General features: G+C 46.4%; 26 protein-coding genes and 1 riboswitch. Of the genes, 16 read left to right on the top strand and 10 right to left on the bottom strand.

Features of this window, described 5'->3' with window-relative positions:
• Positions 1–26: 26 nt before the first annotated feature.
• The gene (locus NST22_RS05970) at positions 27–923 is read right to left on the bottom strand and encodes a S1 RNA-binding domain-containing protein (RefSeq protein ID WP_010886474.1); all 897 of its coding nucleotides are present in this window, start codon (positions 921–923) and stop codon (positions 27–29) included.
• 98 nt (positions 924–1,021) lie between these two features.
• On the opposite strand from NST22_RS05970, the gene NST22_RS05965 reads away from it, so the two are divergent.
• The 7 genes from NST22_RS05965 to NST22_RS05935 all read left to right on the top strand — a co-directional run bounded on the left by NST22_RS05965 (position 1,022) and on the right by NST22_RS05935 (position 8,286).
• Complete coding sequence (locus NST22_RS05965; RefSeq protein ID WP_003233034.1) at positions 1,022–1,513, top strand: YajQ family cyclic di-GMP-binding protein; 492 nt, start codon at positions 1,022–1,024, stop codon at positions 1,511–1,513.
• Between the two features lie 106 nt (positions 1,514–1,619).
• Positions 1,620–1,737, top strand: a riboswitch (SAM riboswitch).
• A gap of 89 nt (positions 1,738–1,826) precedes the next feature.
• A complete protein-coding gene (locus NST22_RS05960; protein ID WP_003245847.1) occupies positions 1,827–3,665 on the top strand; it encodes a bifunctional homocysteine S-methyltransferase/methylenetetrahydrofolate reductase in 1,839 nt (612 codons plus the stop codon).
• Positions 3,666–3,754: 89 nt separating this feature from the next.
• A complete protein-coding gene (locus tag NST22_RS05955; protein ID WP_003244738.1) occupies positions 3,755–4,204 on the top strand; it encodes a GNAT family N-acetyltransferase in 450 nt (149 codons plus the stop codon).
• 4 nt (positions 4,205–4,208) lie between these two features.
• Positions 4,209–5,057 (top strand): GNAT family N-acetyltransferase, encoded by an 849-nt coding sequence (locus NST22_RS05950; protein WP_003244917.1) that lies wholly within the window; start codon positions 4,209–4,211, stop codon positions 5,055–5,057.
• 111 nt (positions 5,058–5,168) lie between these two features.
• Entirely contained in the window at positions 5,169–6,437 is a 1,269-nt protein-coding gene (locus NST22_RS05945; protein ID WP_003245414.1) for an MFS transporter, read from the top strand.
• Positions 6,438–6,445: 8 nt separating this feature from the next.
• Positions 6,446–7,561, top strand: coding sequence for a mandelate racemase/muconate lactonizing enzyme family protein (locus NST22_RS05940; RefSeq protein WP_003245056.1), 1,116 nt, complete (start codon positions 6,446–6,448; stop codon positions 7,559–7,561).
• Positions 7,562–7,656: 95 nt separating this feature from the next.
• Positions 7,657–8,286: a YitT family protein gene (locus NST22_RS05935; RefSeq protein ID WP_009966972.1), complete on the top strand. Its 630-nt coding sequence runs from the start codon at positions 7,657–7,659 to the stop codon at positions 8,284–8,286.
• Positions 8,287–8,330: 44 nt separating this feature from the next.
• On the opposite strand, the gene NST22_RS05930 is transcribed toward NST22_RS05935, so the two are convergent.
• Positions 8,331–9,089, bottom strand: a complete 759-nt coding sequence (locus NST22_RS05930; RefSeq protein ID WP_003233048.1) for a phosphosulfolactate synthase — start codon at positions 9,087–9,089, stop codon at positions 8,331–8,333.
• The gene (locus NST22_RS05925) at positions 9,086–9,772 is read right to left on the bottom strand and encodes a 2-phosphosulfolactate phosphatase (protein WP_003233050.1); all 687 of its coding nucleotides are present in this window, start codon (positions 9,770–9,772) and stop codon (positions 9,086–9,088) included. Before NST22_RS05925 ends, NST22_RS05930 begins: the two co-directional genes overlap by 4 nt.
• A gap of 184 nt (positions 9,773–9,956) precedes the next feature.
• Between NST22_RS05925 and NST22_RS05920 the strand changes: the two genes are divergently transcribed.
• The 3 genes from NST22_RS05920 to cysC all read left to right on the top strand — a co-directional run bounded on the left by NST22_RS05920 (position 9,957) and on the right by cysC (position 12,545).
• Positions 9,957–10,667, top strand: coding sequence for a phosphoadenylyl-sulfate reductase (locus NST22_RS05920; protein ID WP_003244757.1), 711 nt, complete (start codon positions 9,957–9,959; stop codon positions 10,665–10,667).
• A 112-nt stretch (positions 10,668–10,779) separates the two neighbouring features.
• Positions 10,780–11,949 carry a sulfate adenylyltransferase gene (gene sat, locus NST22_RS05915; RefSeq protein ID WP_003233054.1) on the top strand — a complete coding sequence of 390 codons (1,170 nt, stop codon included), beginning with the start codon at positions 10,780–10,782 and terminating at the stop codon, positions 11,947–11,949.
• The gene (gene cysC / locus NST22_RS05910) at positions 11,946–12,545 is read left to right on the top strand and encodes an adenylyl-sulfate kinase (RefSeq protein WP_003245829.1); all 600 of its coding nucleotides are present in this window, start codon (positions 11,946–11,948) and stop codon (positions 12,543–12,545) included. The genes sat and cysC overlap by 4 nt, the downstream gene beginning before the upstream one ends.
• A gap of 27 nt (positions 12,546–12,572) precedes the next feature.
• Here the strand turns inward: cysC and NST22_RS05905 are convergent, their stop codons facing one another.
• Positions 12,573–13,379 carry an alpha/beta hydrolase gene (locus NST22_RS05905; RefSeq protein WP_003245141.1) on the bottom strand — a complete coding sequence of 269 codons (807 nt, stop codon included), beginning with the start codon at positions 13,377–13,379 and terminating at the stop codon, positions 12,573–12,575.
• A 205-nt stretch (positions 13,380–13,584) separates the two neighbouring features.
• Here NST22_RS05905 and NST22_RS05900 point away from each other — a divergent pair, with 205 nt between their 5' ends.
• Entirely contained in the window at positions 13,585–14,223 is a 639-nt protein-coding gene (locus tag NST22_RS05900; RefSeq protein WP_003233060.1) for a pentapeptide repeat-containing protein, read from the top strand.
• 7 nt (positions 14,224–14,230) lie between these two features.
• On the opposite strand, the gene NST22_RS05895 is transcribed toward NST22_RS05900, so the two are convergent.
• The gene (locus tag NST22_RS05895) at positions 14,231–15,685 is read right to left on the bottom strand and encodes a PLP-dependent aminotransferase family protein (protein ID WP_010886472.1); all 1,455 of its coding nucleotides are present in this window, start codon (positions 15,683–15,685) and stop codon (positions 14,231–14,233) included.
• A 66-nt stretch (positions 15,686–15,751) separates the two neighbouring features.
• On the opposite strand from NST22_RS05895, the gene NST22_RS05890 reads away from it, so the two are divergent.
• Together NST22_RS05890 and NST22_RS05885 are read left to right on the top strand one after the other, a co-directional pair.
• Positions 15,752–16,414 carry a LysE/ArgO family amino acid transporter gene (locus tag NST22_RS05890; RefSeq protein WP_009966965.1) on the top strand — a complete coding sequence of 221 codons (663 nt, stop codon included), beginning with the start codon at positions 15,752–15,754 and terminating at the stop codon, positions 16,412–16,414.
• Positions 16,415–16,463: 49 nt separating this feature from the next.
• On the top strand, positions 16,464–16,973 hold the full coding sequence (locus NST22_RS05885; protein ID WP_003245457.1) for a DinB family protein: 510 nt from the start codon (positions 16,464–16,466) through the stop codon (positions 16,971–16,973).
• Between the two features lie 50 nt (positions 16,974–17,023).
• Here NST22_RS05885 and iolX read toward each other — a convergent pair whose 3' ends face one another.
• From iolX to NST22_RS05870, 3 genes are all read right to left on the bottom strand, one after another.
• Positions 17,024–18,052 (bottom strand): scyllo-inositol 2-dehydrogenase, encoded by a 1,029-nt coding sequence (gene iolX / locus NST22_RS05880; RefSeq protein ID WP_003244942.1) that lies wholly within the window; start codon positions 18,050–18,052, stop codon positions 17,024–17,026.
• A 208-nt stretch (positions 18,053–18,260) separates the two neighbouring features.
• Positions 18,261–19,274: a transcriptional regulator DegA gene (gene degA / locus NST22_RS05875; RefSeq protein ID WP_003245813.1), complete on the bottom strand. Its 1,014-nt coding sequence runs from the start codon at positions 19,272–19,274 to the stop codon at positions 18,261–18,263.
• A 17-nt stretch (positions 19,275–19,291) separates the two neighbouring features.
• Positions 19,292–20,155: an AraC family transcriptional regulator gene (locus tag NST22_RS05870; RefSeq protein WP_003245539.1), complete on the bottom strand. Its 864-nt coding sequence runs from the start codon at positions 20,153–20,155 to the stop codon at positions 19,292–19,294.
• Positions 20,156–20,278: 123 nt separating this feature from the next.
• On the opposite strand from NST22_RS05870, the gene NST22_RS05865 reads away from it, so the two are divergent.
• Positions 20,279–21,646: an MATE family efflux transporter gene (locus NST22_RS05865; RefSeq protein ID WP_003233074.1), complete on the top strand. Its 1,368-nt coding sequence runs from the start codon at positions 20,279–20,281 to the stop codon at positions 21,644–21,646.
• A gap of 29 nt (positions 21,647–21,675) precedes the next feature.
• On the opposite strand, the gene farP is transcribed toward NST22_RS05865, so the two are convergent.
• Positions 21,676–22,500: a farnesyl diphosphate phosphatase gene (gene farP, locus NST22_RS05860; RefSeq protein WP_010886471.1), complete on the bottom strand. Its 825-nt coding sequence runs from the start codon at positions 22,498–22,500 to the stop codon at positions 21,676–21,678.
• Positions 22,501–22,731: 231 nt separating this feature from the next.
• Between farP and NST22_RS05855 the strand changes: the two genes are divergently transcribed.
• Complete coding sequence (locus tag NST22_RS05855) at positions 22,732–23,211, top strand: DinB family protein (RefSeq protein WP_010886470.1); 480 nt, start codon at positions 22,732–22,734, stop codon at positions 23,209–23,211.
• 129 nt (positions 23,212–23,340) lie between these two features.
• Here the strand turns inward: NST22_RS05855 and asnB are convergent, their stop codons facing one another.
• Positions 23,341–25,185, bottom strand: a complete 1,845-nt coding sequence (asnB, locus tag NST22_RS05850) for an asparagine synthase (glutamine-hydrolyzing) (RefSeq protein ID WP_003233080.1) — start codon at positions 25,183–25,185, stop codon at positions 23,341–23,343.
• Between the two features lie 145 nt (positions 25,186–25,330).
• Between asnB and NST22_RS05845 the strand changes: the two genes are divergently transcribed.
• Positions 25,331–25,918 (top strand): DUF2777 domain-containing protein, encoded by a 588-nt coding sequence (locus tag NST22_RS05845; protein ID WP_010886469.1) that lies wholly within the window; start codon positions 25,331–25,333, stop codon positions 25,916–25,918.
• Positions 25,919–25,928 lie beyond the last annotated feature (10 nt).

Raw genomic sequence — 25,928 nt, 5'->3', positions numbered from 1 at the left:
TCTGCTGCAGGCGAGCCGTTTTCATGCTATTTTTTCTCGTATGTCCATCCATTTTCCTGATACACTTTTCCGTTTTTCATCAAATGGCCCAGCGCGCGTTTAAAGGCGGCTTTGCTCATATTAAAACGTTCTCTGATATCGTCAGGCTGGCTTTTGTCACTGTACGGCATGGCACCGTTTCTCATTCTCATATACGTTAGAATGCACTCAGCATCAACTGACATTGCATCCTGTTTTCTCGGAAGCAGCGACAAGTTGACTGAACCGTCTTCTTTCACTTGAATCACCCGGCCTGTGACTCTTGAACCCAGTCTTGGCTCCTCTTTTCTTTCTGACGGGTGAATAAAACAGCGGATACCGTCATCCGTGATCACGAATGAACCCGATGCGATCAGCCTGTACACCGTACCTGTCAGCTCTTTATTCATCAGATCTTCTGAAGCGTCGGTAAACAGTTCGCTGATGATATCTTCCGGCGCTGGTTTCGCAAACATGCGCCCCCGGTTCGTCACCTTCAGCATACAGTAAAGTTTGTCCCCTTTTTGCGGCCAGACATCTTCGTACGGCGGCAAATGCTCAGTTGCGACTAGTGCGTCCTTCGATAAACCGACATCAACGAAAACGCCCATATCTTCCACTTTATCCACCACTTCAACCCAGCCATATTCATCCGCGCTGATGATCGGAATTTTCATCGTGGCCGCAAGCCTTTCCTGCTGGTCTACGTATATAAAGACTTCTACTTCGTCTCTGTCCTCGATATCCTCAGTCATTTCACTGTTATGTAAGAGAATCGTATCTTCCCCATCGGTTAAAAAGTAACCGAAGTCGGTTTGGTGATCTATACTCAAGGTTAATTGCTGCCCTGGTCTCATGCTATCGTCCTTCCTGTTCCGCTTATTCTCTGCGGATTTTGTTAACATTTTTTCCAATCATCACAAATTGATTCTTTGTTCTGTTGGAAGTTTCTCTTTATTCTACTATAATCAACACATAAGTTAAATGTTATGGAGGTTTTCATATGGCAAAAGAAAGTTCATTTGATATTGTATCCAAGGTGGAATTGCCTGAAGTGCAAAACGCAATCCAAATCGCACTGAAGGAAATCAGTACCCGATATGACTTTAAAGGCAGCAAAAGCGACATTTCTTTAGATAAAGAGGAGCTGGTCCTCGTTTCCGATGACGAATTCAAATTAAGCCAGCTGAAAGATGTGCTGGTCAGCAAATTGATTAAACGAAACGTACCGACAAAAAACATTGATTACGGCAAGGTTGAAAACGCGTCAGGCGGAACGGTGCGCCAGCGTGCAAAGCTTGTTCAAGGCATTGACAAGGACAACGCAAAAAAAATCAATACGATCATCAAAAACTCCGGACTGAAAGTAAAGTCTCAGGTGCAGGATGATCAAGTGCGTGTCACCGGAAAAAACAAAGATGACCTGCAGCAGATTATCTCAGCTGTACGGGGAGCAGATCTGCCAATTGACGTTCAATTTATAAATTTCAGATAAATTTTCTGATTCCTATTGATTATTGTCTTTATTTTCGGTAAATTTGGAGAAAGGGAAAAACGCCAGATATCTTTTGGCACTTCCTGACACGAAAATTTCATATCCGTTCTTATCAAGAGAAGCAGAGGGACTGGCCCGACGAAGCTTCAGCAACCGGTGTAATGGCGATCAGCCATGACCAAGGTGCTAAATCCAGCAAGCTCGAACAGCTTGGAAGATAAGAAGAGACAAAATCACTGACAAAGTCTTCTTCTTAAGAGGACTTTTTTTATTTCTCTTTTTTCCTTGCTGATGTGAATAAAGGAGGCAGACAATGGGACTTTTAGAAGATTTGCAAAGACAGGTGTTAATCGGTGACGGCGCCATGGGGACGCTCCTCTACTCCTATGGCATTGACAGGTGTTTTGAGGAGCTCAATATTTCAAAGCCGGAGGAAATTCAGCGCATACATAAAGCGTACGTTGAAGCGGGAGCCAACATTATTCAAACGAATACGTACGGAGCCAACTATATTAAATTATCCAGACACGGGCTTGAGGATGACATCAAAAAAATGAATCAGGAGGCCGTAAAGATCGCGCGGGCTTCAGCAGGCGATGCATACGTGCTTGGAACGATGGGCGGCATACGCACATTTAATAAAAACGCATACAGTCTTGACGAAATTAAGCGCAGCTTCCGCGAGCAGCTGTATCTGCTGCTGCATGAAGAGCCGGATGGCTTGCTGTTAGAAACATATTATGATTTGGAAGAAGCCCGTGAAGTGCTGAAAATCGCGCGCAAAGAGACTGATCTTCCGATTATGCTCAATGTCTCCATGCACGAGCAAGGCGTATTGCAGGACGGAACGCCGCTTTCTGACGCATTGCGCTCGATTGCGGATCTCGGAGCTGATATTGTCGGCATTAACTGCCGCCTCGGCCCTTATCACATGATTGAAGCGCTAAGCGAAGTGCCGATTTTTGATGACGTATTCTTATCCGTTTATCCGAACAGCAGTCTTCCTTCGCTTGAAGAGGGACGGCTCGTCTATGAAACAGACGACACGTATTTTCAAAACAGCGCGTCAGAATTCCGTAAGCAAGGTGCGCGGATTATCGGCGGCTGCTGCGGCACAACGCCGAATCACATCAGGGCGATGGCGGAAGCGGTTGGCGGGCTGGCTCCGATTACGGAAAAAGAAGTCAAAACCCGGGCGAAAGAATTCATTTCTGTTCATCACGAGCGAACCGAGCCCGGCCTGGATGAGATCGCAGCGAAAAAACGCTCTATTATCGTAGAGCTGGACCCGCCGAAAAAACTAAGCTTTGACAAATTTCTGTCCGCTGCTGCTGAATTAAAAGAAGCGGGAATCGATGCCCTGACACTCGCCGACAATTCTTTGGCGACCCCGCGGATCAGCAATGTTGCCTGCGGCGCCCTTGTCAAGCAGCAGCTCGATATGCGTTCCCTTGTCCATATTACGTGCCGTGACCGTAACATTATCGGCTTACAGTCACATTTAATGGGCCTTGATACGTTAGGGCTGAATGACGTGCTTGCTATTACAGGTGACCCTTCTAAAATCGGGGATTTTCCTGGGGCGACGTCTGTATATGATTTAACATCTTTTGATTTAATCAGGCTGATCAAACAATTCAATGAAGGTCTGTCTCTGTCTGGAAAACCGCTCGGCAAGAAAACGAATTTCTCAGTTGCCGCCGCATTTAATCCTAACGTCCGCCATCTGGATAAAGCGGTAAAACGGCTTGAGAAAAAAATAGATTGCGGCGCAGATTATTTTGTTTCTCAGCCTGTCTATTCCGAGCAGCAGCTTGTCGATATCCATAACGAAACAAAACATCTGAAGACGCCGATCTATATCGGCATCATGCCGCTGACAAGCAGCCGGAATGCCGAATTCATCCATAATGAAATTCCCGGCATTAAGCTGTCTGATACGATTCGCGAAAAAATGGCCCATGCCGGTGAAGATAAAGAAAAGCAAAAGGCGGAAGGCCTTGCAATTGCACGCTCCCTGCTGGATACGGCATGCGAGCTGTTTAACGGCATCTACTTGATAACGCCTTTCCTCAGATCTGACTTAACCGCTGAGCTCACATCATATATTCAGCAAAAAGATGAGCAGCGCCAAAATATCTTTTTGCATTAATTTCCAAAAGACTGCCTGATCGAATCGGGCAGTCTTTTTCAACGAGATTCGTGTTACGATATAGAAAAACAATCATGAGGAGGAACATTATGCTCGAAGTCAAAACCATTTCCGCGGAAGATACATATGAAATCCGGCATCGCATTCTGCGTCCCCATCAATCCATCGAACAATGCAAATATAAAGAGGATCACGCAGAAGGCTCCTTTCATCTCGGCGTGTTTTATGATGGAACGCTGATCAGCATCGCTTCTTTTTCCCCGCAAAGTCAGCCTTTATTAACGGAAGCCTCTGCGTATCGGCTGAGAGGCATGGCAACGCTCGAGGGATATCGCGATCAAAAAGCTGGAAGCACGCTGATCAAACACGCGGAGCACAAACTGGCGGAGAGCGGCGTTCAGGCGGTATGGTGCAACGCAAGACACCATGTCAAGGGCTACTATGCCAAGCTTGGCTGGAAGGAACTTGGCGAACCATTTGACATTCCCGGCATTGGCAATCATATTGTCATGTACAAAACACTTAGAACAAGCAGGTGATCTTATGGACGTAGTAGATGAACTGATTAAGCTTCATGAAGAACACGTTTCCGGCTTATTGCGGCTTTGCGGGCAAGCCGGGTGGCCGGATTATGGCGAACAAGAGCTGAAACTGCTTGTTCAGCAGGGACGCTTTTTCGGTTATCAAAATGTCAGCGGTGATATTATTTCCTGCATCGGCTTGTTTTTGTTTGGCCGTCTTACTTCTATCGGCCTTGTTATCGTTGACAAGGAATATCAACGGCTCGGTCTTGGCCGGCGTATGGTAAACGCCTGTATTACCCAAACGGATGAAAACACCGCCATCAGGCTTTGCGCCACAAAAGAAGGTTTGCCGCTTTATGAAAAAGCAGGTTTTCATACGGCAGGTTCAGTGCGAAAGTACAGCTGTCACAGTTTTCAACCTTATACAAAAAAGCTTGATGCTGAACTGACATCCTTTAGAGAACAAGACTTTCACGACTTAACCGCGGCGGATCTGGCTGCCTTTGGCGGAGATCGATCAAACCTTTTGCAGCAGCTTATTTCTGCTTCATGCGAATGTATCATCGCCAGAAATCAGGACGGACAGCTCATTGGCTACGGACTTTCTGTACAGACACCGGCCAATTTGAAATTCGGCCCTATCATCGCTCCATCATCAGATGTTGCAGCACAGATAATTACAAGGCTGGCGGCCGGCAAACAAGGGCCGATGCGAATCGATATACCGAGTGAACACACGTCTCTGCATGACAGCCTGATAGAAATGGGATTTCATAAAGATGATGAACCTCCGATTTTGTTCTATCAGAAAAAAGCGCCTATTCAAAATGGACACTTATATGCTTTGATTTCACAGGCTCTCGGTTAACCCTCTTTTTTCCCGAACAGGTATCTTCTGTTCGGTTTTTTGCTGTCTGATCGCTGAATAAACGAAGCCATCAGGGACATTCTAAGCAGAAGAAAAGGAGTGTGCTCTGAGATGGAATCATCAAAACAAAATAACGGAATGACGATTGTGGCAATCGGTTCAATCCCTTTAATATTAACCCTAGGAAACTCGATGCTTATTCCGATTTTGCCAAAAATGAAATCTGAACTTCATTTATCACAATTTCAAGTCAGTCTCGTGATCACAGTATTTTCCTTGATTGCAGCATTTGCGATTCCGATTGTCGGTTATCTCGCAGACCGATTCTCAAGGAAAGTCATCATTATTCCCTGCTTAATTTTGTATGGTGCCGGCGGTTTGTTAGCCGGGTTTGCGGCAGGTTTTTTTGACAATGCCTATCCTTGGGTCATGGCAGGACGAGCGTTACAGGGAATCGGGGCAGCCGGAACCGGCCCAATTGCCATGGCACTGACGGGAGATCTGTTTAAAGGCGCCCAGGAGAGCAAGGTGCTCGGCCTTGTTGAAGCTTCAAACGGCATGGGGAAAGTGCTATCGCCGATCATTGGCTCGCTGATCGCCCTGCTTGTCTGGTATGGCGCGTTTTTTGCCTTTCCTGTGTTTTGTATCATTTCGATCGTACTGACTTGGATTTTTATTAAAGAAAAGAAAAAGGAAAAAGAACCGCCACCAATCGGACAATATGCAAAAGGGCTGTTAAGTGTCTTTAAACATGAAGGCAGATGGCTGTTTACCGCTTATTTAGCCGGTGCGACCTGTTTGTTTACTTTATTCGGCATCCTGTTTTATCTCTCAGATGTTCTTGAAAAAACATACGACACCGACGGCGTGAAAAAAGGCTTAATTTTAGCGATCCCGCTTTTGGTTATGTGTGTGACGTCCTATACAACAGGAAGCAAAATCGGGCAAAAGCAATCGTTAATGAAAAAGCTGATCGTACTTGGATTGGCGTTCATGACCGTATCCTACGCGGCACTGTCATTCATTGAAAATCTTGTCCTTTTTATCAGTGTTCTTGTACTGAGCAGTATAGGCTCAGGTCTTGTCCTTCCTTGTGTGAACAGTTTCATTACCGGGGCTGTCGGCAAAGAAAGACGGGGATTTGTCACCTCGCTGTACGGCTCTGTACGTTTCTTAGGGGTAGCGATCGGTCCTCCGATTTTCGGCCGCCTGATGCAATGGTCCAGACCCGGCATGTTTTTAAGCATCGCGGGATTGACTCTCGTTGTCGGGATTCTTGTGATGATGCTCATCCATGTGAAGCAAAACAATGAAGAAACAAAAGAAAAAGAAGACCCTAAAATGGCTGGCAATCGGCTCCAGCCCGCTGAGGAAAGGTAGCACCCAGTGTGAAAATTGTACGGATTGAAACCTTTCCGCTATTTCATCGATTAGAAAAGCCATACGGAGATGCCAATGGGTTTAAACGATATCGGACTTGTTATCTCATCAGGATTATCACCGAAAGCGGGATAGACGGCTGGGGAGAATGCGTTGATTGGCTCCCTGCTCTCCATGTCGGTTTTACGAAGCGGATCATCCCATTTCTATTAGGAAAACAGGCTGGCAGCCGCCTGTCATTAGTGCGCACGATTCAAAAATGGCACCAGCGGGCGGCCTCCGCTGTAAGCATGGCGCTGACAGAGATTGCAGCCAAAGCTGCGGATTGTTCGGTTTGCGAATTATGGGGCGGGCGATACAGAGAGGAGATTCCTGTGTACGCGTCTTTTCAATCGTACTCAGACTCCCCGCAATGGATCAGCCGCTCAGTCTCCAATGTTGAAGCCCAGTTGAAAAAAGGTTTTGAGCAAATCAAAGTCAAAATTGGCGGGACTTCATTCAAGGAGGATGTCCGGCACATCAATGCGCTGCAGCATACAGCAGGCAGCTCCATTACGATGATTCTGGACGCAAACCAAAGCTACGATGCCGCTGCGGCTTTTAAATGGGAGCGCTATTTCTCCGAATGGACGAACATTGGCTGGCTTGAGGAGCCTTTGCCCTTTGATCAGCCGCAGGATTACGCTATGCTTCGAAGCCGTTTGTCTGTTCCTGTTGCCGGCGGAGAAAACATGAAAGGCCCGGCGCAATATGTGCCTCTCCTTTCACAGCGCTGTTTGGATATCATTCAGCCCGATGTCATGCATGTCAACGGAATTGATGAGTTTCGGGACTGCCTCCAGCTCGCGCGTTATTTCGGCGTCAGAGCATCCGCCCATGCATATGACGGATCGCTCTCACGGCTCTATGCTTTATTTGCACAAGCCTGTCTGCCCCCATGGTCTAAAATGAAGAACGATCACATTGAACCGATCGAGTGGGACGTCATGGAGAATCCTTTTACAGATCTCGTCAGCCTGCAGCCTTCAAAAGGAATGGTCCACATCCCGAAAGGAAAAGGCATTGGCACAGAGATCAATATGGAGATCGTCAATCGCTACAAGTGGGATGGCTCAGCCTATTAAGCTGGGCCATTTCTTTATTTTGAGACATAAATAATGGACAGCCTCATAAAATGAAAACAGCGGACAAGTCTTTTCATAAAGGAGCAAATGACTTAATGGCTGAACTGCTGATGAAAGCAAAACTTACGTTTATGATTGTCGTAGGCGGCGTACTACAAGGACTCGGCATGTCCTTGTTTTTATTTCCGCATGATATTCCGACAGGCGGTGCAGCAGGTATTGCGGTGCTATTGCATTATCTGTTTCAAATCCCCCACGGATTTTCAGTGTGGGCTGTGAATGTATCAATGCTTTTTACCGCTTTAAAATGGCTGGAGATGAGAACATTCACCGGCACCCTCGCTTCTATCACCGTCACCTCTGTCTCGGTATTGATCTTTGATGCAGTTTTTCCTGATATCACATCTAACCTGTGGCTTGATCTGGCAAGCGGCGCAGTGTTATTGGGACTCGGAATCGGACTTTTATACAAATATAAAATTTCGAACGGAGGATTCGGAGCCCTTGCTCTGATGATTTCTATCTACCGCGGCGGGAATCCTGGAACGATCCTGCTCATCATGAATTGCATCATTTTTATGGTCACCGCGTCTATTATTGACTGGGGCATCGTCATTCAAGCCCTCATATGCCAGGTGATATCGACAAGAGTCATCGACTTCATCTACAACATCCGCCTGACCTCACTTCCCTATCTCACGCCTATGTACCGCCATAAAAAATAATAGGCAGAGGCTCTCTTCACGACGAGAGCCCCGCAGCCGCTATTTTACAGAAAAAAGGTATCGGATCTTAGCCCTAAACGCAGCGTTTCCAACGCGATGGCATCATGAAATGGAATATTGGCAAGATTCACATTCGGCCCGATTTTTTGAATAAACCCTTGCTGAAGCGTTTTGTTAGGCGCTTCAAAAATCAGCCTGTTGATATCAATATCCGAGGAAATGATGTCGTCAACAATTTGAAACCTGACATCGCCGCTGCTGGAACAGATCCCTCCCGTTCCGCTTTCTCTGGCTTCTGTAATCACTTTTTCCGCGCCCGCTTCCATATCCTCAACGATATATTCAAGCCATTCCTCAGAGCTTTGCCGGCTTGCTAATTCCGCATCCTTGCTGCCCACCTCACTGAGCACAAGAAATTCATCAGAAAAATCGGCAATGTAAGCCGCTTTCTCTTTATTTGTCATCGGGAGCGTACCGTTTGAAATCTCAATATATTCACAGCCGAAATAGGTGCAGTACCGATGAAATTCATTCACTTTTTTCTGGCTTACGTACTTTTCAAACAGTGTGCCGCCAAAGAAAAATGTAATGTCATGTTCTTTCAGTGTGCTGATTTTTTCTTCAAGATCTTTCGTAAGTAATGATGTGCCCCAGCCGAATTTCACAAAATCAATATAGTCGGACGCTCCGGCTATCGCATCTTTGAAAAATTGCAAGGGATAGCCGTTATCAATTAAAATGGACTGCCCGGTTTCTCTCGGCTTGTTTGTTCTCACTGGCAATTCTAGTGAAAAATCATTCATATTATGACCCTCTCTATCGTTGGAACTTCTCCATCTTGTTTCACTTTCATCACGAAATCGCCCGTCAGTTCTTTTGTACAGTAAACGATGTCTTCCGAATCAAACAATGGCTGGCGGCAGTCAAAAAACTTCTCCGCAACAGAAGAGCCTTTTATTCTTTCAATCGCCTCCGCAGCCGTTACCACATTTGTCCCTTCAATGATGCCTTTGATATACTCCGCACATGCCATATCGTCATCACCGGATGGATGGGAAGCCACTATGTTTATGACACAATCGTTTGCGACGAGCTTTTTCACATGCTGTGCCGTTGTTTTGGCATTGGAAAATCCAGTTACGAACAGATGCTTTGCGTTCAGCGCCCCCAATGCTGCTGTGACGCCGTTTGTTGTTTTCTGGATCAGGCTTTTATCCGTCATATTCTGCCCAGCCATACGTTTTGGAGAATTATCTAAATCAAATCCGCTGATACCGACCCCCTTTTCCTCTCCCGTCAAAACATAATCCGGATAGGTGTCTTTCAGCGCAAAGGCTTCATCAGCTGTCCGGACCAACAAAATCTCTTTCGCCCCGCCGATAAACGCATAATGGGCGACCGTAAAGGCTCTGATGACATCAATGACGATGTTAATGTCCGCCGGGGCAAGCGAATGATGATGCCCCTGATAAATGGCAATCGGCATACTACCTCTCCTTGGGCATAAAACCATTTTGCTAAAAAGCATATTCAGCCGGGCTCTTAATGGTTCCGCACCTCATTTTAGGCGGGCGCGGCACCTAAAACCTGAACCTTTATGCAAAAAATGAATAGTCTGCCTATAACTCGATCAATAGATAAAAAAAGCAGATGCAAACGGGGGGAAAACATTGAACGAAACCATCACATATGACACTTGGAACGACATGCTGTCCAAACAGATAACGGATCAATTGATCGATGAGCTCGATGTGTTGAAATGGGCTTACCGAACGTACGGAGAAAAGATTGTGTACGCCTGCAGCTTTGGCGCAGAAGGAATGGTGCTTCTCGACTTAATATCAAAAATCAACAAAAACGCACACATCATCTTTTTGGATACCGGGCTTCATTTTCAGGAAACATATGAGCTGATCGAGACCGTCAAAGAACGATATCCGGGATTTGCAATCCAGATGCTCGAACCCGAGCTGAGCTTAACAGAACAGGGGACGAAGTACGGCGGAGAGCTGTGGAAGCATAACCCGAACCTCTGCTGCCAATTGCGGAAAATCGAACCGCTCAAAAAGCACCTGTCCGGCATGACAGCTTGGATTTCAGGACTGCGCCGGGATCAGTCACCAACGAGAAAGCATATTCAATACGTAAACCTGGACCAGAAGTTTGAGCTCATCAAAATTTGCCCGCTTATCCACTGGACATGGGATGACGTTTGGACGTACATCCGCCTGCACAATTTGCCTTATAACAAACTGCACGATCAACATTATCCGAGCATAGGCTGTGAAATGTGTACACTGCCTTCCCCGGACCCGAACGATGAGAGGGCTGGAAGATGGGCCGGACGGGAGAAAACAGAATGCGGCCTGCATCAAGAATAGCGGATGGCAGGTTCTTGATGTGAGAATCGAAATGATGTTAAGGCGCTGATGTCAAACTTTCATTAAGTGCAGAAAAGAAAACAAGGAAACGTATAAATGGAGGTTGAACACGTTGAATGGAAACGAACCCCACGGAGGGGTATTAATCAACCGCTGTGATCCCGCATGCCATTTTGAAGGGTGCGCGTGCCAAGCAGAGCTGGATCAGCTTGCACTGAGTGATCTGGAGCTTATTGCGATCGGCGGCTACAGCCCGTTAACAGGTTTTTTGGGAGAAAAAGATTATCATTCCGTTGTGAAAGAGATGAGGCTGGCAAACGGCTTGCCGTGGAGCCTGCCGATTACGCTGCCTGTCGGAGAAAAAACAGCAAGACAGCTGTCTGCCGGAGATCACGTCAAGCTTGTGAAAGACGGTGTTACCTACGGCATGATCACAGTCACCGATATATACCAGCCTGATAAAACACAAGAAGCACTGTCTGTTTTTAAAACAAACGATCCTGCCCACCCAGGCGTAAAAAAATTGCTGGCGCGCCCGGATTACTATATCGGAGGGCCTATCACGGTCAGCAGCCTGCCTGACAAATCTTTCGAACAGTTTTATGCAACGCCCGCTGAAACAAGAGCGGCCTTTCAAAAACTCGGCTGGAAGACGATTGTCGGCTTTCAAACCAGGAACCCTGTTCACAGAGCGCATGAATACATTCAAAAAACAGCGTTAGAAACGGTCGACGGTCTGCTGCTTCACCCACTTGTCGGAGAAACAAAGTCAGACGATATCCCCAGCGATATCAGAATGGAGAGCTACCAGGCTTTGCTTAATCACTATTATCCAAAGGATCGTGTCATGTTATCGGTTTTCCCTGCCGCCATGCGTTATGCAGGTCCGCGGGAAGCGATTTTCCATGCGCTCGTCCGAAAAAATTACGGCTGTACCCATTTTATTGTAGGCCGTGATCACGCGGGTGTCGGCAGCTACTATGGAACATACGACGCCCAAAATATTTTTCAATCATTCACAGAGGAAGAGCTGGGCATCAAGCCGCTGTTTTTTGAGCACAGCTTTTATTGCCGAAAATGCGGAAACATGGGCACCTCCAAAACATGTCCGCACAGCCCGAGAGACCACATCCACTTATCAGGCACAAAAGTGAGAGAGCTTCTCCGCCAAGGCAAAAAGCCGCCTAAAGAATTCAGCCGGCCTGAGGTCGCAGCCGTGCTGATCAAGGGACTTCACCAACAGCCTGTTGCCATCAAGCAAAACAGCGGGGAATTGCAATGACACACAATCCGAACATCATTTGGCATCCCGCTGCCATCTCAAAGTCTGACAGACAGTCCTTAAACGGACACAAAAGCTGCGTCCTTTGGTTTACAGGTTTGTCCGGCTCCGGAAAATCGGTGCTGGCCAATGCTGTCGATGAAAAGCTTTACCGCAAGGGCATTCAGAGCTACGTGCTTGACGGTGATAATATCCGCCACGGCTTAAACAAAGATCTTGGATTTCAGACTGGTGACAGGATTGAAAACATCCGCCGGATCGGAGAAGTGGCGAAGCTGTTTGTCGACAGCGGGCAAATGATTTTAACGGCTTTTATTTCTCCATTCAGAGAGGATCGGGACATGGTTAGAGCGCTCTTTCCTAAAGGTGAGTTCTTCGAAATTTATGTGAAGTGCCCGCTGCATGTTTGTGAACAGCGCGATCCAAAAGGGCTTTATAAAAAAGCGCGAAACGGAGAGATCAAACATTTCACCGGGATCGATTCTCCGTATGAAGCGCCGCTTTCACCCGATTTCATCATTGAGTCTGACCAGACCTCTATTTCCGATGGAGCTGATCTCATCATTAACGCACTGCAAAACAGAGGAATTATATAAAAAACCCGATCAATGTCGGGTTTTTTCTTATGAGTTGGAGAACTGCGCAATCAAACTGTTGATCTTCTCTTTTTCCTCATAAAATGCTCCGTGCCCGCTGTTTGCAAACGGAACCAATTCCGACTGTTTGATGCCGCGCTTCAATTCTTTCGCAAAATCAAACGGCGCAATTCTATCCTTTCTCCCGTGCAGGATCAGCGTCGGCACCTTGATTGCAGCAAGTTCCTTTCTGAGATCTTCGTCTCTTAATGCGATGCCCGAGTGGATCGTCCCGTAGGAGGAAGCCTCCAGCATCAGATTGAGAAACCACTGCCTAAGCTCTGGAGACACTTTTTTCTCAAAAAACTGTTTCCCTAAATCAGCCAGTGTTTTGGGCCGATCAGCTTTGAACAATTCAATCATATCGTCAATATCCTGCTTCCTCATCCCGTACGGATAACCCGGGCGTTTTGTAAACGCGGGGGCCGCCGCAGACAGTAAAATCAGCTTATCAACATCGGCTCCTTCATGCCTTGCCATATAACGGATTGCAATTGCGCCGCCCATTGAAAAACCGGCAAGAATCGCATTCTCAAGCTGCAGCGTATAAATGACTGCTTTCACATCATCGGCCATCGTGTCATAATCGTAGCCTTCCCAAGGGCGGTCAGATTGCCCATATCCCCGCAAATCAACGCCGATAAAACGAAATCCCCTTTTCGGAAGCTCATTCATTTGATATTCAAACATCTTATGATTCAACGGCCACCCGTGCAAAAAGATGATCGGCCTTCCATGTCCGATATCCTCTACAAACAGTGTCACATGCTCCTCGGTTTTGATGTAATGCCCCATTCCGCATTCCTCCTGTTCCCTTTGGCTTTTTCGGCCTGTAAACGCCTTGACGTATAGGAAGCTTTCCATTTATGCTTACAAAACAAGCGGGCTGCTGTACCAAGAAAAGGCTCTTCACGATTTACTATATGTATCAATTTCCTTAACGATCTATTAAATTGAACCCGGAAGCCTCTGTTTTTCGGGCAGCAAAGGATGTCATCACATGAATAAAATCGCAATTCAAAAACCGAACATACCGGAAAACCTGCAAACCGCAGATTTTCATGATGCCGTGACACAGGATGATGTAATCAGCATGCATTTGTTTGAAGATTGCACCATCTGCGGCGAAGATATCGAAAGACTATGTGTTGAAAAAACGGTATTCAGAAATGTCGTCTTTATCGATGTGTCTTTTCGGCATATTGAACTGACCGATGTGATCTTTGAAAAATGCGATTTATCAAACGCCGATTTCAGCGGGGCTGTCATTCACAGAACTTCAGTTAAGCAGTCAAAAATGGTTGGAATGAATGTGGCGGAAGCAACGCTGCGGAATGTTTCATTCGAGGAATGCCACGGACATTTCAGCTCATTTTCGTACTCAAATATGAAACAAGTTCGATTTGATCACTGTGCTCTTATGCAAAGTGAATGCAGCGATACGGTGCTCCAGCAGACACACTTTGACGGATGCGAATTGGAAGGCGCCAGCTTTACCGGCACGTCCCTTCAAAACATGGACATCAGCACGTGCCGTTTTGAACAGCTTCATGTCTCCCTCGACAAATTGAAAGGCTGCAAAATCGCACCTGAGCACGCGATTGCCTTCGCCAGGGCACTGGGAGCTGTCATCGTATAACCAAAGCCTAGGACATCATCAGGCGGCGTGCTGTTTCAGCTGCCGCTTTAATGCCAGTTTCCAAATCTCCAAGAGATGCATAGGAATATGACAGCCTGATGCTGTTTCGGTCTTCACCGTCATAAATATAGCCGGGATTCACAAGCACCTGCCGTTTCAGCAATTCATAAAAGAAACGGCTGACAGGCAGGTTTTTGTGAAATGTCACCCAAATATAAAAGCCGCCTGCGGGAATCCGCCACGTGGCAATGTCCCCGGCATACCGCTCGAGAAAATGAACGGCGGCGTCTCTCCTTTCTTTAAGCTTCCTGCGTACCCAAGTCAGATGCTCTTCATAATATCCCTGTGACAGCCACTCGGCAGCCGCCCACTGGGACAGGCCGCTTGATCCGTAGTCTGTCTGCATTTTAATGTCCGCCAGCCTTTCAATAACCGGCTCCGGACCGGCAAGCCAGCCGATTCGCAGACCGGGGCTAACCGTTTTTGAAAACGCGCCCAGATACAGAATATTGCCCTCATGATCCATTGCTTTCAACGGCTGCGGCGGTTTTTCTTCAAACCATAAATCACCGTACGCATCATCCTCAATGATGGGCATCTGCTCTTTTTTTGACAGGCTGATGATCTCTTTCCTTCGCTGCTCTGACATGACTGTGCCTGTCGGATTATGAAACGACGGAATCGTGTAAAGCAGCTGTCCTCCATATTGTTTTCGATTAGAAGAAACAAGCCCCGCTTTGACCCCTTCATCATCCATCGGCAAGCCGCGAAGCCGCATCCCAGCTGATTGAAATACATGCAAGGATTGAAGGTAGGACGGCTTCTCCGTCAAAATGACAGAATCTCGTTTTAAAAGTCCAATTGAGATGAGCTGAAGTGCCTGAAGTGCACCGGACACAATTAAAATTGCAGACGGTGACACATGGATCTTCTTTCCTTTTAAATGGTCGGCCACTGCCTCCCGCAGCTGACGGTTTCCTTTCGGCTGCTCATATCCTAAAGACAGGACGCCCGGATTGATTTGCTGAAACATCCGTCCAATTGTGTCAGCAGGCACAAGATCCGGTGAAAGTTCTCCAGTTCCTAATCTGATGATATCCGCTCTTGGTTCGTTCTGATTAATAGCTTGAATGATGGAAGAATTGGCGCGATGAATGCCCGAACGGACGTAATCGCTCCAATCAAGCGGAGGCTCAGCCGTCAGCACGCTCCAAGTACTGTTTACAACCTTCGTACCGCCGCCTTTTCTTCCCTCTAACAAGCCTTGAGACGTGAGTTCATCTATGGCTGCTGTGACTGTGCTGCGGTTGACTTGAAACATGTCGGCCAGCGTTCTCTGTGAGGGGATTTTCGTCCCTACAGCCCACTCTCCGTGAAGAATCTTGTCTTTCATATATTGTTCGATCTGCCGATGCAGCGGAACATCCGACTTTCGGCTTGGCTGCCATTGCGACAAGGTCATGCCCCCCTTTTTTACACATTATACATTTGGCTGGTTCCTAACCCAACCAAATGGCTGGAGACTTTAGTGACAATCTCTCTTATGATTGAAAAAAAATGTGAAAGGAGCTTTTTCAGCATGAATGCAATCATTCACGGAATTGTGCTCGCGTTTGGCTTAATTTTGCCGCTGGGAGTGCAGAATGTGTTTATTTTTCAGCAAGGCGCGTTGCAAAAGCATATTTGGCGGGCTCTCCCAGCTGTCATCAGTGCTTCAGTCTGCGATACCTTGTTAATTGTATTAGCCGTTGCGGGCGTGTCTGTCATTGTGCAGGAGCTGCCTGTGTTTGAGACAGTCATGATGGCCGGCGGATTTTTATTTTTGCTTTATATGGGCTGGGTGACTTGGAACATCCGTCCGAACACAAGCCAAAATGAGAAACATACGTTCACACCAAAAAAGCAAGCTGCGTTTGCGGCCGCTGTTTCTCTTTTAAACCCGCATGCCATTCTGGACACGATCGGCGTCATCGGCACGAGCTCTCTTCAATATTCGGGGCTTGAGAAATGGCTCTTTATGGCCGCCTGCATCGCTGTGTCTTGGATTTGGTTCATCAGCCTTGCAATAGCGGGCCGGTTGTTTCAGACGATAGATACGAGCGGCAGGCTTATGCTGATCGTAAACAAATGCTCTGCAGCGGTAATGTGGGCAGCGGCAGGATATTTTGGGGTGTCACTCTTTTGCAATTGAAGGAGAAACAGATGAAAAAAACGAATTTCTTAGAAAAGGGGGCATGCTGATGACTGATGCAAAACAGTTTTATGACTATCATTCTTGGGCAAACAAGAAAATATTTACCCATATCGAAAACCTGCCGGAGGAAACTGCCTATCAAGAAGTAAAGAGCGTATTTCCTTCTGTCAGCGACGTGCTGCTTCATATGTGCAGGGCTGACTACATTTGGCTGAATGTTCTTTCGGGAGTGGCCTACCAAGAGATTATAGACAGCGCAGGCAAATTACAGTCCGCGCAAGGTAATATGGCAGCGATTAAACAGCACGCTGCCGAGCTGGAGTCACAGTATCATGATTTCTTCAGCCGCCAGACGGACTTAGAACAGACCTTCACAATGCAGCATCCGAAACTAGGTACACTGGAATCAACCTATGCAGACACCATCCTGCATGTCGTCAATCACGGCACTTACCACAGAGGGAACGTAACCGCCATGCTGAGACAGCTGGACCATTCAGGCGTACCTACTGATTATATGTACTATTTATATGAGAAAAGAGAAAGCAAGGGCTAAAATGCCCTTGCTTTTTTTGCGGAAAGCCTCAAATGCAACATACTTAGCTTTTACATACCTGTATAAGCGCGCTTCACATCTAGCTGTACCGGCATGCCGTTTCGAAAGGAATTGGTTGCGGCGATACCCACTTCTAAATTGATCGTCGCATCAATATCAGTCACAATCGGTGTTTTTCCATTCCGGACACACTCGGCGAAATGCTGAAGCTCCAAGCAGTAGGCTTCATGAAAACGAGTTTGAAAGTCTGGAATGATATCAAAACTGCTCCCTTTAGCCGATAGGATGGTCACATGTTGATGTCTCAATGTCCCTATGAAAATACTGCCCTCTGTCCCGATCACCTCCGCCCGGATGTCATGTCCGTATGGAGAGGTTCTGCTTGCCTCGACGTCCCCCGCTGCGCCCGAGTCAAATTCAATATACGTCAGCGCCTGATCCACATCGCCATACTGCTCCATAAACGGATTGTTCAGAATCCTGCCGTGTCCTGAAACAGAAGTGATTTCCGCCCCTAGCAAATAACGGGCAATATCATAGTCATGGATGGAACAGTCGATAAAAATTCCACCGCTGTGTTTGATAAATTCTGCGGGAGGCGCGCCTTGGTCGCGCGTAAAGCCTTTATAATAGATAGGTTTGCCGATTTCTCCAGCGTCGATCCGCCGTTTGGCATCTGCGTATGCGGGATCGAACCGTCTCATAAAGCCGACTTGGCAGATGACACCTGTCTCCTTAACTTTTTCAGAAGCTGCTTTTGATTCCTCAAGGCTTAATGTCAGCGGTTTTTCAACAAAGATCTGTTTGCCGTTCTCGGCTGCTTTGATGATCATATCACCATGTGTGCTTGTCGGCGTTACGATAATGACAGCATCAATGCCGGGATCTTCTAACACTTCATACGGGTCCTCTGACCATTTTTCGATACCGAGTTCTCTGGCAACCTGCTCCGCTCTCCCTTTTAACGGATCACCGACACAAACCAGCTTTGCCCCCGGCACACTGGTGACGAGATTTTTCGCATGATAATAACCGAGCCTTCCTAATCCCAATACTGCACATCTTACTTGATGTTCCACGTCCCATCCTCTCCTTTATCTCATTTCGGGCTCGCTTTGAGAAAGCGTTTTCTCTTAACAGCTAAAAAAACAGCGGTTCTATCCGCTCTGCCATTTTGCGCAAGCGCTTTCTCAAAAGATGGTTATATTTTACACCGCCTTTGGTTTACACGCAATATGTTTTTTTGGCTTCAACTGTCATAATGAAAAAACCCGCTCATTAGCGGGCTCATGTGTTGAGCGGTGATGTAGAATGTCTGACTACAAGCTCAGGCGGGAGCACTATTTTTTGTTTCGCCTTTCGTTTTCCCTCTATTGCTTCTGCCAGCAGTTCGATGACGCTCCGCCCCATCTCTTTTATCGGCTGGGCTACGGTTGTCAGGGGCGGAGCCGCCATTTCTGCGAGTATCGTATTATCAAAACCAATGATAGAAAGATCATCCGGCACTTTTATGCCTCTTATTCTCGCAGCTTGTATGGCGGCACAAGCCAATACGTCGTTGAAGGCAAAAATAGCAGTCGGAGCATTTCTGTCGAGCAATTTTCCCGCTTCTTCCTTGCCGCTTTCCAAGGAAAACCGCGTCTGGATGATAAGTGATTCATCAATGGGCACGCCCGCTTCCTCCATCGCCTGACGGAAGCCTTTGATTCTATTTTTTTCGCCTGTCGTTGACCCGTCTCCGATAATGCAGGCGATGTTCGTGTGGCCGAGTGACAGAAGATGCTTGGCAGCCTCATATCCGCCACGAACGTCGTCTATCACAACAATATCCATCGGAAGAAGCGGCTTATCCTGAGAAATCATGGCAATCGGAATTTGTTCACTGGCGATTTCCTCCAAAGCAGACATACTGTCATGGCTTTCAATCCCTGTTGCAAAAATAATGCCATCCACCTTTTTCTGTTTCAGCACAGAAAAATACTTTGTTTCTTTTTTCGGATCGTAATCGGTGCTGCAAATCAACATTTGAAAACCGAGCTCATCCGCTCTTTCCTCAATGCTTTTGGCCAGTTCGCCGTAAAACGGATTTGAAATATCAGGCGCCACGAGAGCGATCATATTCGTTCGTTTTCCCGTTAACGCCGCGGCGTGGACATTGGGCGTGTATGCCATTTCATTCATGACATTCATGACCTTCTGCCGTGTTTTATCGCTGATTCTCCCCGTATTGTTTATCACACGGGACACAGTTGTGATCGAAACACCCGCCGCCTTTGCCACATCGTAAATTGTTGTTTTCATGTTCATCCCTCGTCTGGTTATTGAACTTTCCGGCTGACAATTTTCCGGTATTCAATTGGTGAAATGCCTTCTATCTGCTTAAAGAGTTTTGAAAAGTATGTCGGATCTTCCATTCCGACCGTTTCCGCAATAACGCCCATTTTATCATTTGTAGAGGATAAAAGACGCTTCGCTTCCGTCATTCTCACCCGGTTCGTGTATTGTGCCGGAGTTACGCCGAGCACCTGCTGCATGCAGCGGCTCACATAATCCTGATGATAGTGAAGGGCGAGCGACAGATCCTTGATTGTCGTCTTTTCCTTATAGTGCTCCTGTAAATACCGGGCCGCCTCCCAGGCTACCCGCTCTTTCGCAGACGGTATTTGGAACGCTTCTTTTTGAAGATGCAGCATCAGCTCCTCAAATAAAATTTGCTTTCTGAGCGGCAAATCAGAGTTTTCCGCGGAGTAATCGATCAGCTTTTCAAACTGCTGCGCCATAAACTGCGGGCGCTGCACCTTGCCTTTTCTCGGCAAGGCCAATCCGTAGCGGGCCGGCTCTTCGAAGCTCCCTTTTTCCTGCTGAAGCTCAGACCAGTTGCTGCCTCCCTTTGCCGTAAATTCATATCGATGTTCATCGAAGTGAAGCCAATAGTAGGAGGTTGCTTCATCACTGCCCTTCGTCCCGTAGTGTTCAAGACCGGGAGAAAGCAAGATGTACTCGCCGCCTTCAACAGAAAACGATGTTTCATTTTCCGTTATATATAACGTTCCCTGTTTGACATATATCAGATCAAACACGGAGAATACACGTTTCACATGGGTTTCTCCTTTTTTAAAAACCCCTTCCCCAGCTGCGATAAATACCGGAAAAGGCGGGACTGTAAACAGGATGCGAGGCATTTGAATCATCCTCCTTTTTAAGTCGGATTTTTACAAGAAGTATCGTTTCTATCCCTTTTTATTATAAGGAAATGGAGGTACACTTTAAAACGTTGATTTTATTTACGAAAGGGGTTAGACACGATGAAACAAGCTGTCTTCAAATCAACTGCTTTGAAAAAACCCGCTGACAAAACGTTCTCATTATTTTCGCTTACTTGGCCGATCTTTATTGAGGTCTCATTATATATGTTTATGGGTAATGCCGATACACTGATGCTCAGCCAATACTCGGATAACAGCGTGGCAGCAGTCGGCGTCAGCAACCAGATTTTAAATTTAATTATCGTGATGTTCAGCTTTATCGCAACAGGAACGACCGTTATCATTTCACAATTTCTAGGCTCACGGCAAAAGAAAGAAGCCATGGAAGTCGCTTATGTGTCAATCGGCGCCAACTTCTTCATCAGCCTGGCCATCAGCGCCGTCGTCTTTTTCGCGGCTGTCCCTCTGCTTCATATGATGGGATTATCAGACGCACTGATGCCTGATGCGAAAGTCTTTTTACAAGTTGTCGGAGGTCTGTCCTTTATTCAGGCTTTAATCATGACATTCAGCGCGATCTTAAAAAGCTACGGCTACACAAAAGATACAATGTTTGTCACTATCGGCATGAACATTTTAAACATTGCCGGAAACTTTGTTGTGATTTTCGGTTTGTTCGGCTTTCCTGTTCTCGGTGTTGCCGGTGTGGCCATGTCCACATCTATCGCCCGCGTCATCGGATTAATCGCGATGATTGTGATTGTCAACAAACGCATCCAGCTGAAGATGTCGCTGAAAAAAGTCTTTCATATGCATAAAGAGCATTTGCGCAAGCTGCTGAAAATCGGCATTCCTTCTGCGGGAGAGCAGCTTTCATACAACCTGTCGCAAATGATAGTCACGTATTTTATCGCCATCATGGGCGCGCAGGCGTTGACAACAAAAGTGTATACGCAAAATATTACGATGTTTATTTTGCTGTTCGGCACTGCGATCAGCCAGGGTACACAAATCTTAATCGGCCGTTATATCGGCGGCAAACAATTTGATGCCGCTTATGAGCGCTGCATGAAGAGCTTATATTGGGCACTCGGAATTGCTGCGGCTACCTCTGTTTTGATGACGATCTTTTCAAAAGACCTGATCGGACTCTTCACACAAAGCCCTGACATTATAGCAACTGCAAGCCTATTGATTGCCATGACCATTATCCTTGAACCAGGCCGCTCGTTTAATGTCATTATCATTAACTCTCTGCGGGCCGCGGGGGATGCGAAATTCCCGGTTTACATGGCAATGATTTCAATGTGGGGCATTGGCCTCCCGCTTGCTTATCTTTTCGGCATCCACCTCGGTTTCGGTCTTGCCGGCATTTGGATTTCTTTTATCGCGGATGAATGGGTCCGGGGAATCTTAATGTACAGAAGATGGCGCTCACGTATCTGGATTCAAAAAGGTATGGCGTAACACCCGGCTCAATCAAGGCCGGGTGTTTTTTAGATATCAGACAGAATCTGCTTCACTTCGGTCTCTGTGAGAGCGAAGTGATATTGAAATACATCGTGCTGCTTCGCCCGGATTTTTTCTAAAACAGCCCGGTGCAAATGAAGAGCGGCTTTCACCGTTTTTTGAGAATACTGCGGAAATAGCGGCAAGGCATCCTGACACTCTTCAAGGTAGGCTTCTGCTTCAAAAGCGATATACTCCCACGTCATTGTGAACGCTTTATTTACGGTGCCTTTTTGGAGATCAGCCTCTGTATAGCCGAATTGCTGCATTACCTGACGGGGAATGCGGTTTTTTTGCTGATCTGTGCCAAGATCACTTAAGAAGCGAACCAGCTGTATGGCCAAGCCGAGAGAGACGGCTGCTTGTTTGAGCTGATCTTGTTTTCGGCGTGTCAGTATCGGCAGCAGCATCAATCCGGCAGCACCGCCCGTCCGATATGCGTACATGAGCAGTTCATCAAGGTCATCATACGGCTTGGCGTCTTCTTTTTGTGCGGCAATAAACTCCCGAAAAGGTTCGCTTTCCAATGTAAAGGTCCGATACGCATGATCAAAAGCCTTCCATAGATGTTGTTTACCGTTATTTGTCCTTTGGTAAACATGATCAGCTTTAGCTTCAAATGCGGGCAATACCTTTTCGTCTGCACTGGCCGCCGTGTGGCAAAACGACAATACTGCCCAAGAGGCTTGTCTTTGCTTTAGCGGGAGATATGATAATGCTTTGAAACAGGCTGGCGCGTATTCGCCAACAATCTGTCCGCATTGCTGGTAAGCTTCTTTTATCTCTTTCATTTTCTCACTCCTATGTATCACTGCTTCTTCAAGTCTAGTATGTTTTTTCCTAATTGTATATGAAGAAAATGCCGATTCTTACTTTGTAAAAGTAACAAGACGCACAGCATCATCGACGAGATATGCATTATTATTTTTAATGCCATACAACAGGTAGAATGTAAACATTTCTCAATCATCACTTCATTAATAGAGGAATCACGGAAAAAAGGGCTAATTGTTATGATACATGATAGTATTGGAGTGAGTTTAGTGATGAAATTTTTTGAATATAACTGGCAGGTTAGAGATCAATGGTTTACTTGGTGTCATCAACTAACCACTGAAGAATTACTTAAAAATCGTCTTGGCGGAGTAGAGAATATTTTATATACCCTTTTTCATATTATTGATGTGGAATATAGTTGGATTCGTGCTATCCAAGGAAAAGAAGATATCGCTGTTCAGTTCGCTGATTATCAAACACTCAATAAAGTGAAATCTCTCTCAAATACATTCCGAACTGAAATAATTGATGTTTTACAAACACATTCAGATCAAATAAAAGATGAACTTGTAAGCGTTCCTTGGGAGACAGGTGTTTTATATACGCGAGATGAAATATTACACCATATCATCGCTCACGAAATTCACCATATTGGTCAACTTTCTGTATGGGCTAGGGAATTAAAGTTAAGCCCGGTATCAGCTAGTTTTATCGGCAGAACATTAAAACCTATTCATTCTTATTGAAGGAATGCGGGGGCAATTCGATAGTGCTGTTGTACAAAAAAGGATAGATAGAGCATATATTTCCCTGCTCATCTATCCTTCTTATTTAAATCTATACATCTCTGGCTTTTAATCACATTTGTATTGAACCTACCTCTCGTCAATATCAATGCGATACGCTTCAAACCATGTATGAATTTGAGCAAGATGGGCGATCAGCTGAGGCCCCTTCATGAGCTGCCCGAACCACGGGACCTTGAAGGAGGAGCCTTCCGTTTCTAAAAGCTGATCTAATTGTTTTCTGTCCAGTAAGGTATGGAGCACGGAGTCCTTTTGGCTTCTGATCGTTTTCAGCCACTCGCTGACGCCTTTTGTATATTCCGGATGATGTGTTTTCGGATATGGGCTTTTTTTGCGATACAAAATGTCATCAGGCAAAATGCCCTCAAGCGCTTTGCGCAAAATGCCTTTTTCCCGATTATCATGCATTTTCATTTCCCACGGAATATTCCAAACATATTCCACAAGCCGGTGATCGGCGAACGGCACCCGCACTTCCAGGCTCGCCCCCATGCTCATGCGATCCTTCCGATCCAAAAGGTTCGTCATAAACCAAAGCATATTTAAATAGAACAGCTGTCTTCTTGCTTTATCCACACCCGTTTCTCCGTCTAATAATGGCGTTTCTGCCAAGGTTTCTTCATATTTGGCATTTACGTATTCTTTCAGATTCAATTTTTTCTGCCATGAGTCAGAAAGCAGCTTGATCCGCTCCTCCGTTGATCTCATCCATGGAAAGCCAGACTCAACATCTGCCGTATGGAACCACGGGTACCCGCCGAAAATCTCATCCGCGCATTCTCCCGATAGGCTGACGACAAAGTCCTTTTTGATTTCCCGGCAAAACCACAGCAGGGATGAGTCGACATCTGCCATTCCCGGCAAGTCTTTGACCAGTACAGCTTCCTCCAAATGATCAACGAGGTCTTTTTGGCTGATGACGCATTTGTGGTGCGTTGTGCCGAAAGCCTCTGTCATTTTTTCAATCCATGGTCCGTCATCATTCGGCTGAAAAGCGCTTGCTTGAAAATATTTATCGTTCTCTTCGTAATCAATCGAATAAGTATGAAGCGGTGCTTTTCCTTCCTTTTCAAAATGGCCCGCCGCAATCGCTGTAATCGCGCTTGAGTCCAGACCGCCTGATAGGAATGTGCAAACAGGCACATCCGACACAAGCTGCCGCGTCACCGCGTCCTGAAATAACGATCTGACATTGGCAACCGTGTCATCAAAACTGTCCGTATGTTTTTCGCTTTCAACATTCCAATAACGCCAAATATTAAGTCCGTCTTTGGAAAATGTCAGCGCGTGAGCCGGGCGGATTTCTTTTATGCCTTTAAATATGCCAGTGCCCGGGGTTCTGGACGGTCCAAGACCGAAAATTTCAGAAAGTCCCGTTCTGTCCACTCGCGCTTTTATATCAGGGTGCGCGAGGATTGCTTTGATTTCCGACCCGAAGAGAAATGAAGAGCCTTCCTTCGTGTAAAAAAACGGCTTTACACCGAGACGGTCTCTCGCGGCAAACAACAGATTACGCTTTTCATCCCACACAGCGAAAGCGAATATGCCATTGAGATGGTCGACACAGTCTTCCTGCCACTCGATGTAGCTGTGCAGAAGCACCTCGGTATCTGACGTACGCTCGAATTGATGGCCCCGCGCCCGCAATTCTTTGCGCAAATCTTCCGTGTTATAAAGCTCGCCATTGTAAATAATGGTGTACGTATCGCCTTTATAGGTACACGCCATCGGCTGGCGTCCGCCTTCAATATCAACAACCGCAAGTCTTTTATGTCCGAATAAAACATGGTGCTCCCCCCAAACGTTTGAATCATCAGGCCCTCGTTTGGAAAGAGTGTCTGTCATTCTGTCCATCGTTTGTTTTTCCTGGACGAGCTGCTTTTTAAAATCGACCCAACCCGTAATTCCACACATGTGACATCAGCTCCAATCCCGTTTCTTTCGTAACAATTTCGTTTCTTTCAGCACCTTAGTAAGTTTATGCATCTATAGGCAGATAGTTGATTTGTCCATAAAAGAGTTGTATGGGACAGGCTTGAATTGGAAAGAAAAGAGAGGAATGAAGAAAAAGGAGACAGCATGGATGAAACGGAAACAATTGTTATATACAGAGGAACGAAAGTGGGAATACGGCACCATCCTCATTGAAGACGGCATCTGCTTAATCGAAAACGGTGAAGGCGATATACTGCTGGCGGACAGTCTCCAACACAGCCCAATCTGGATCCATCATAAAGGAAAGTGGGAGCAAGCCGGCTTTCAGGACAAGTTGGTTTTGGCATGCGGTGCAGAAAACATCTCCCTTTCCGGCGGAGAACGCATCCGCTATGAGAAATCAGTCAAGCGGCCGCTCATGGCGCTTTTGGATTCGCTTGACGACGAAACCTTTCTCGCATTTCTGCAGCACTTGCACAGCTTCGGCTTATCGGTATTCGATTGCGTCTTTTCTTATAATAAAGGAGTCTTTTCGAATACTTCGGCGGGGCAGGGTGTGTCCTTTTATCACTTTTCAAATGACACCGCACAATGCGCGATGCAGCATCACTACAACTACAGCAGCGAAGGGACAGGAGACCGTTTTGAATGGACGGCTTCAAACGGAAAGCGATCCATTATGTACACAGCAGTCCAACGGGGGCGCAAATAAAAAAGCGGTG

Source organism: Bacillus sp. PS237 (genome assembly GCF_037963345.1).
GTDB lineage: Bacteria > Bacillota > Bacilli > Bacillales > Bacillaceae > Bacillus > Bacillus subtilis.
Note: the sequence above shows the minus strand (reverse complement) of the source record. Positions and strands in the feature narration are given on the sequence as shown.

Coding starts and splice junctions, on each gene's coding strand:
- NST22_RS05955 (WP_003244738.1), top strand. CDS start 3,755: ATGCTCGAAGTCAAAACCATTTCCGCGGAAGATACATATGAAATCCGG.
- NST22_RS05900 (WP_003233060.1), top strand. CDS start 13,585: ATGAATAAAATCGCAATTCAAAAACCGAACATACCGGAAAACCTGCAA.
- asnB (WP_003233080.1), bottom strand. CDS start 25,185: ATGTGTGGAATTACGGGTTGGGTCGATTTTAAAAAGCAGCTCGTCCAG.
- NST22_RS05970 (WP_010886474.1), bottom strand. CDS start 923: ATGTTAACAAAATCCGCAGAGAATAAGCGGAACAGGAAGGACGATAGC.
- NST22_RS05950 (WP_003244917.1), top strand. CDS start 4,209: ATGGACGTAGTAGATGAACTGATTAAGCTTCATGAAGAACACGTTTCC.
- NST22_RS05965 (WP_003233034.1), top strand. CDS start 1,022: ATGGCAAAAGAAAGTTCATTTGATATTGTATCCAAGGTGGAATTGCCT.
- NST22_RS05960 (WP_003245847.1), top strand. CDS start 1,827: ATGGGACTTTTAGAAGATTTGCAAAGACAGGTGTTAATCGGTGACGGC.
- NST22_RS05885 (WP_003245457.1), top strand. CDS start 16,464: ATGACTGATGCAAAACAGTTTTATGACTATCATTCTTGGGCAAACAAG.
- NST22_RS05945 (WP_003245414.1), top strand. CDS start 5,169: ATGGAATCATCAAAACAAAATAACGGAATGACGATTGTGGCAATCGGT.
- cysC (WP_003245829.1), top strand. CDS start 11,946: ATGACACACAATCCGAACATCATTTGGCATCCCGCTGCCATCTCAAAG.
- NST22_RS05895 (WP_010886472.1), bottom strand. CDS start 15,685: ATGACCTTGTCGCAATGGCAGCCAAGCCGAAAGTCGGATGTTCCGCTG.
- NST22_RS05925 (WP_003233050.1), bottom strand. CDS start 9,772: ATGCCGATTGCCATTTATCAGGGGCATCATCATTCGCTTGCCCCGGCG.
- NST22_RS05865 (WP_003233074.1), top strand. CDS start 20,279: ATGAAACAAGCTGTCTTCAAATCAACTGCTTTGAAAAAACCCGCTGAC.
- NST22_RS05930 (WP_003233048.1), bottom strand. CDS start 9,089: ATGAATGATTTTTCACTAGAATTGCCAGTGAGAACAAACAAGCCGAGA.
- NST22_RS05870 (WP_003245539.1), bottom strand. CDS start 20,155: ATGCCTCGCATCCTGTTTACAGTCCCGCCTTTTCCGGTATTTATCGCA.
- NST22_RS05845 (WP_010886469.1), top strand. CDS start 25,331: ATGAAGAAAAAGGAGACAGCATGGATGAAACGGAAACAATTGTTATAT.
- NST22_RS05935 (WP_009966972.1), top strand. CDS start 7,657: ATGGCTGAACTGCTGATGAAAGCAAAACTTACGTTTATGATTGTCGTA.
- degA (WP_003245813.1), bottom strand. CDS start 19,274: ATGAAAACAACAATTTACGATGTGGCAAAGGCGGCGGGTGTTTCGATC.
- NST22_RS05905 (WP_003245141.1), bottom strand. CDS start 13,379: ATGGGGCATTACATCAAAACCGAGGAGCATGTGACACTGTTTGTAGAG.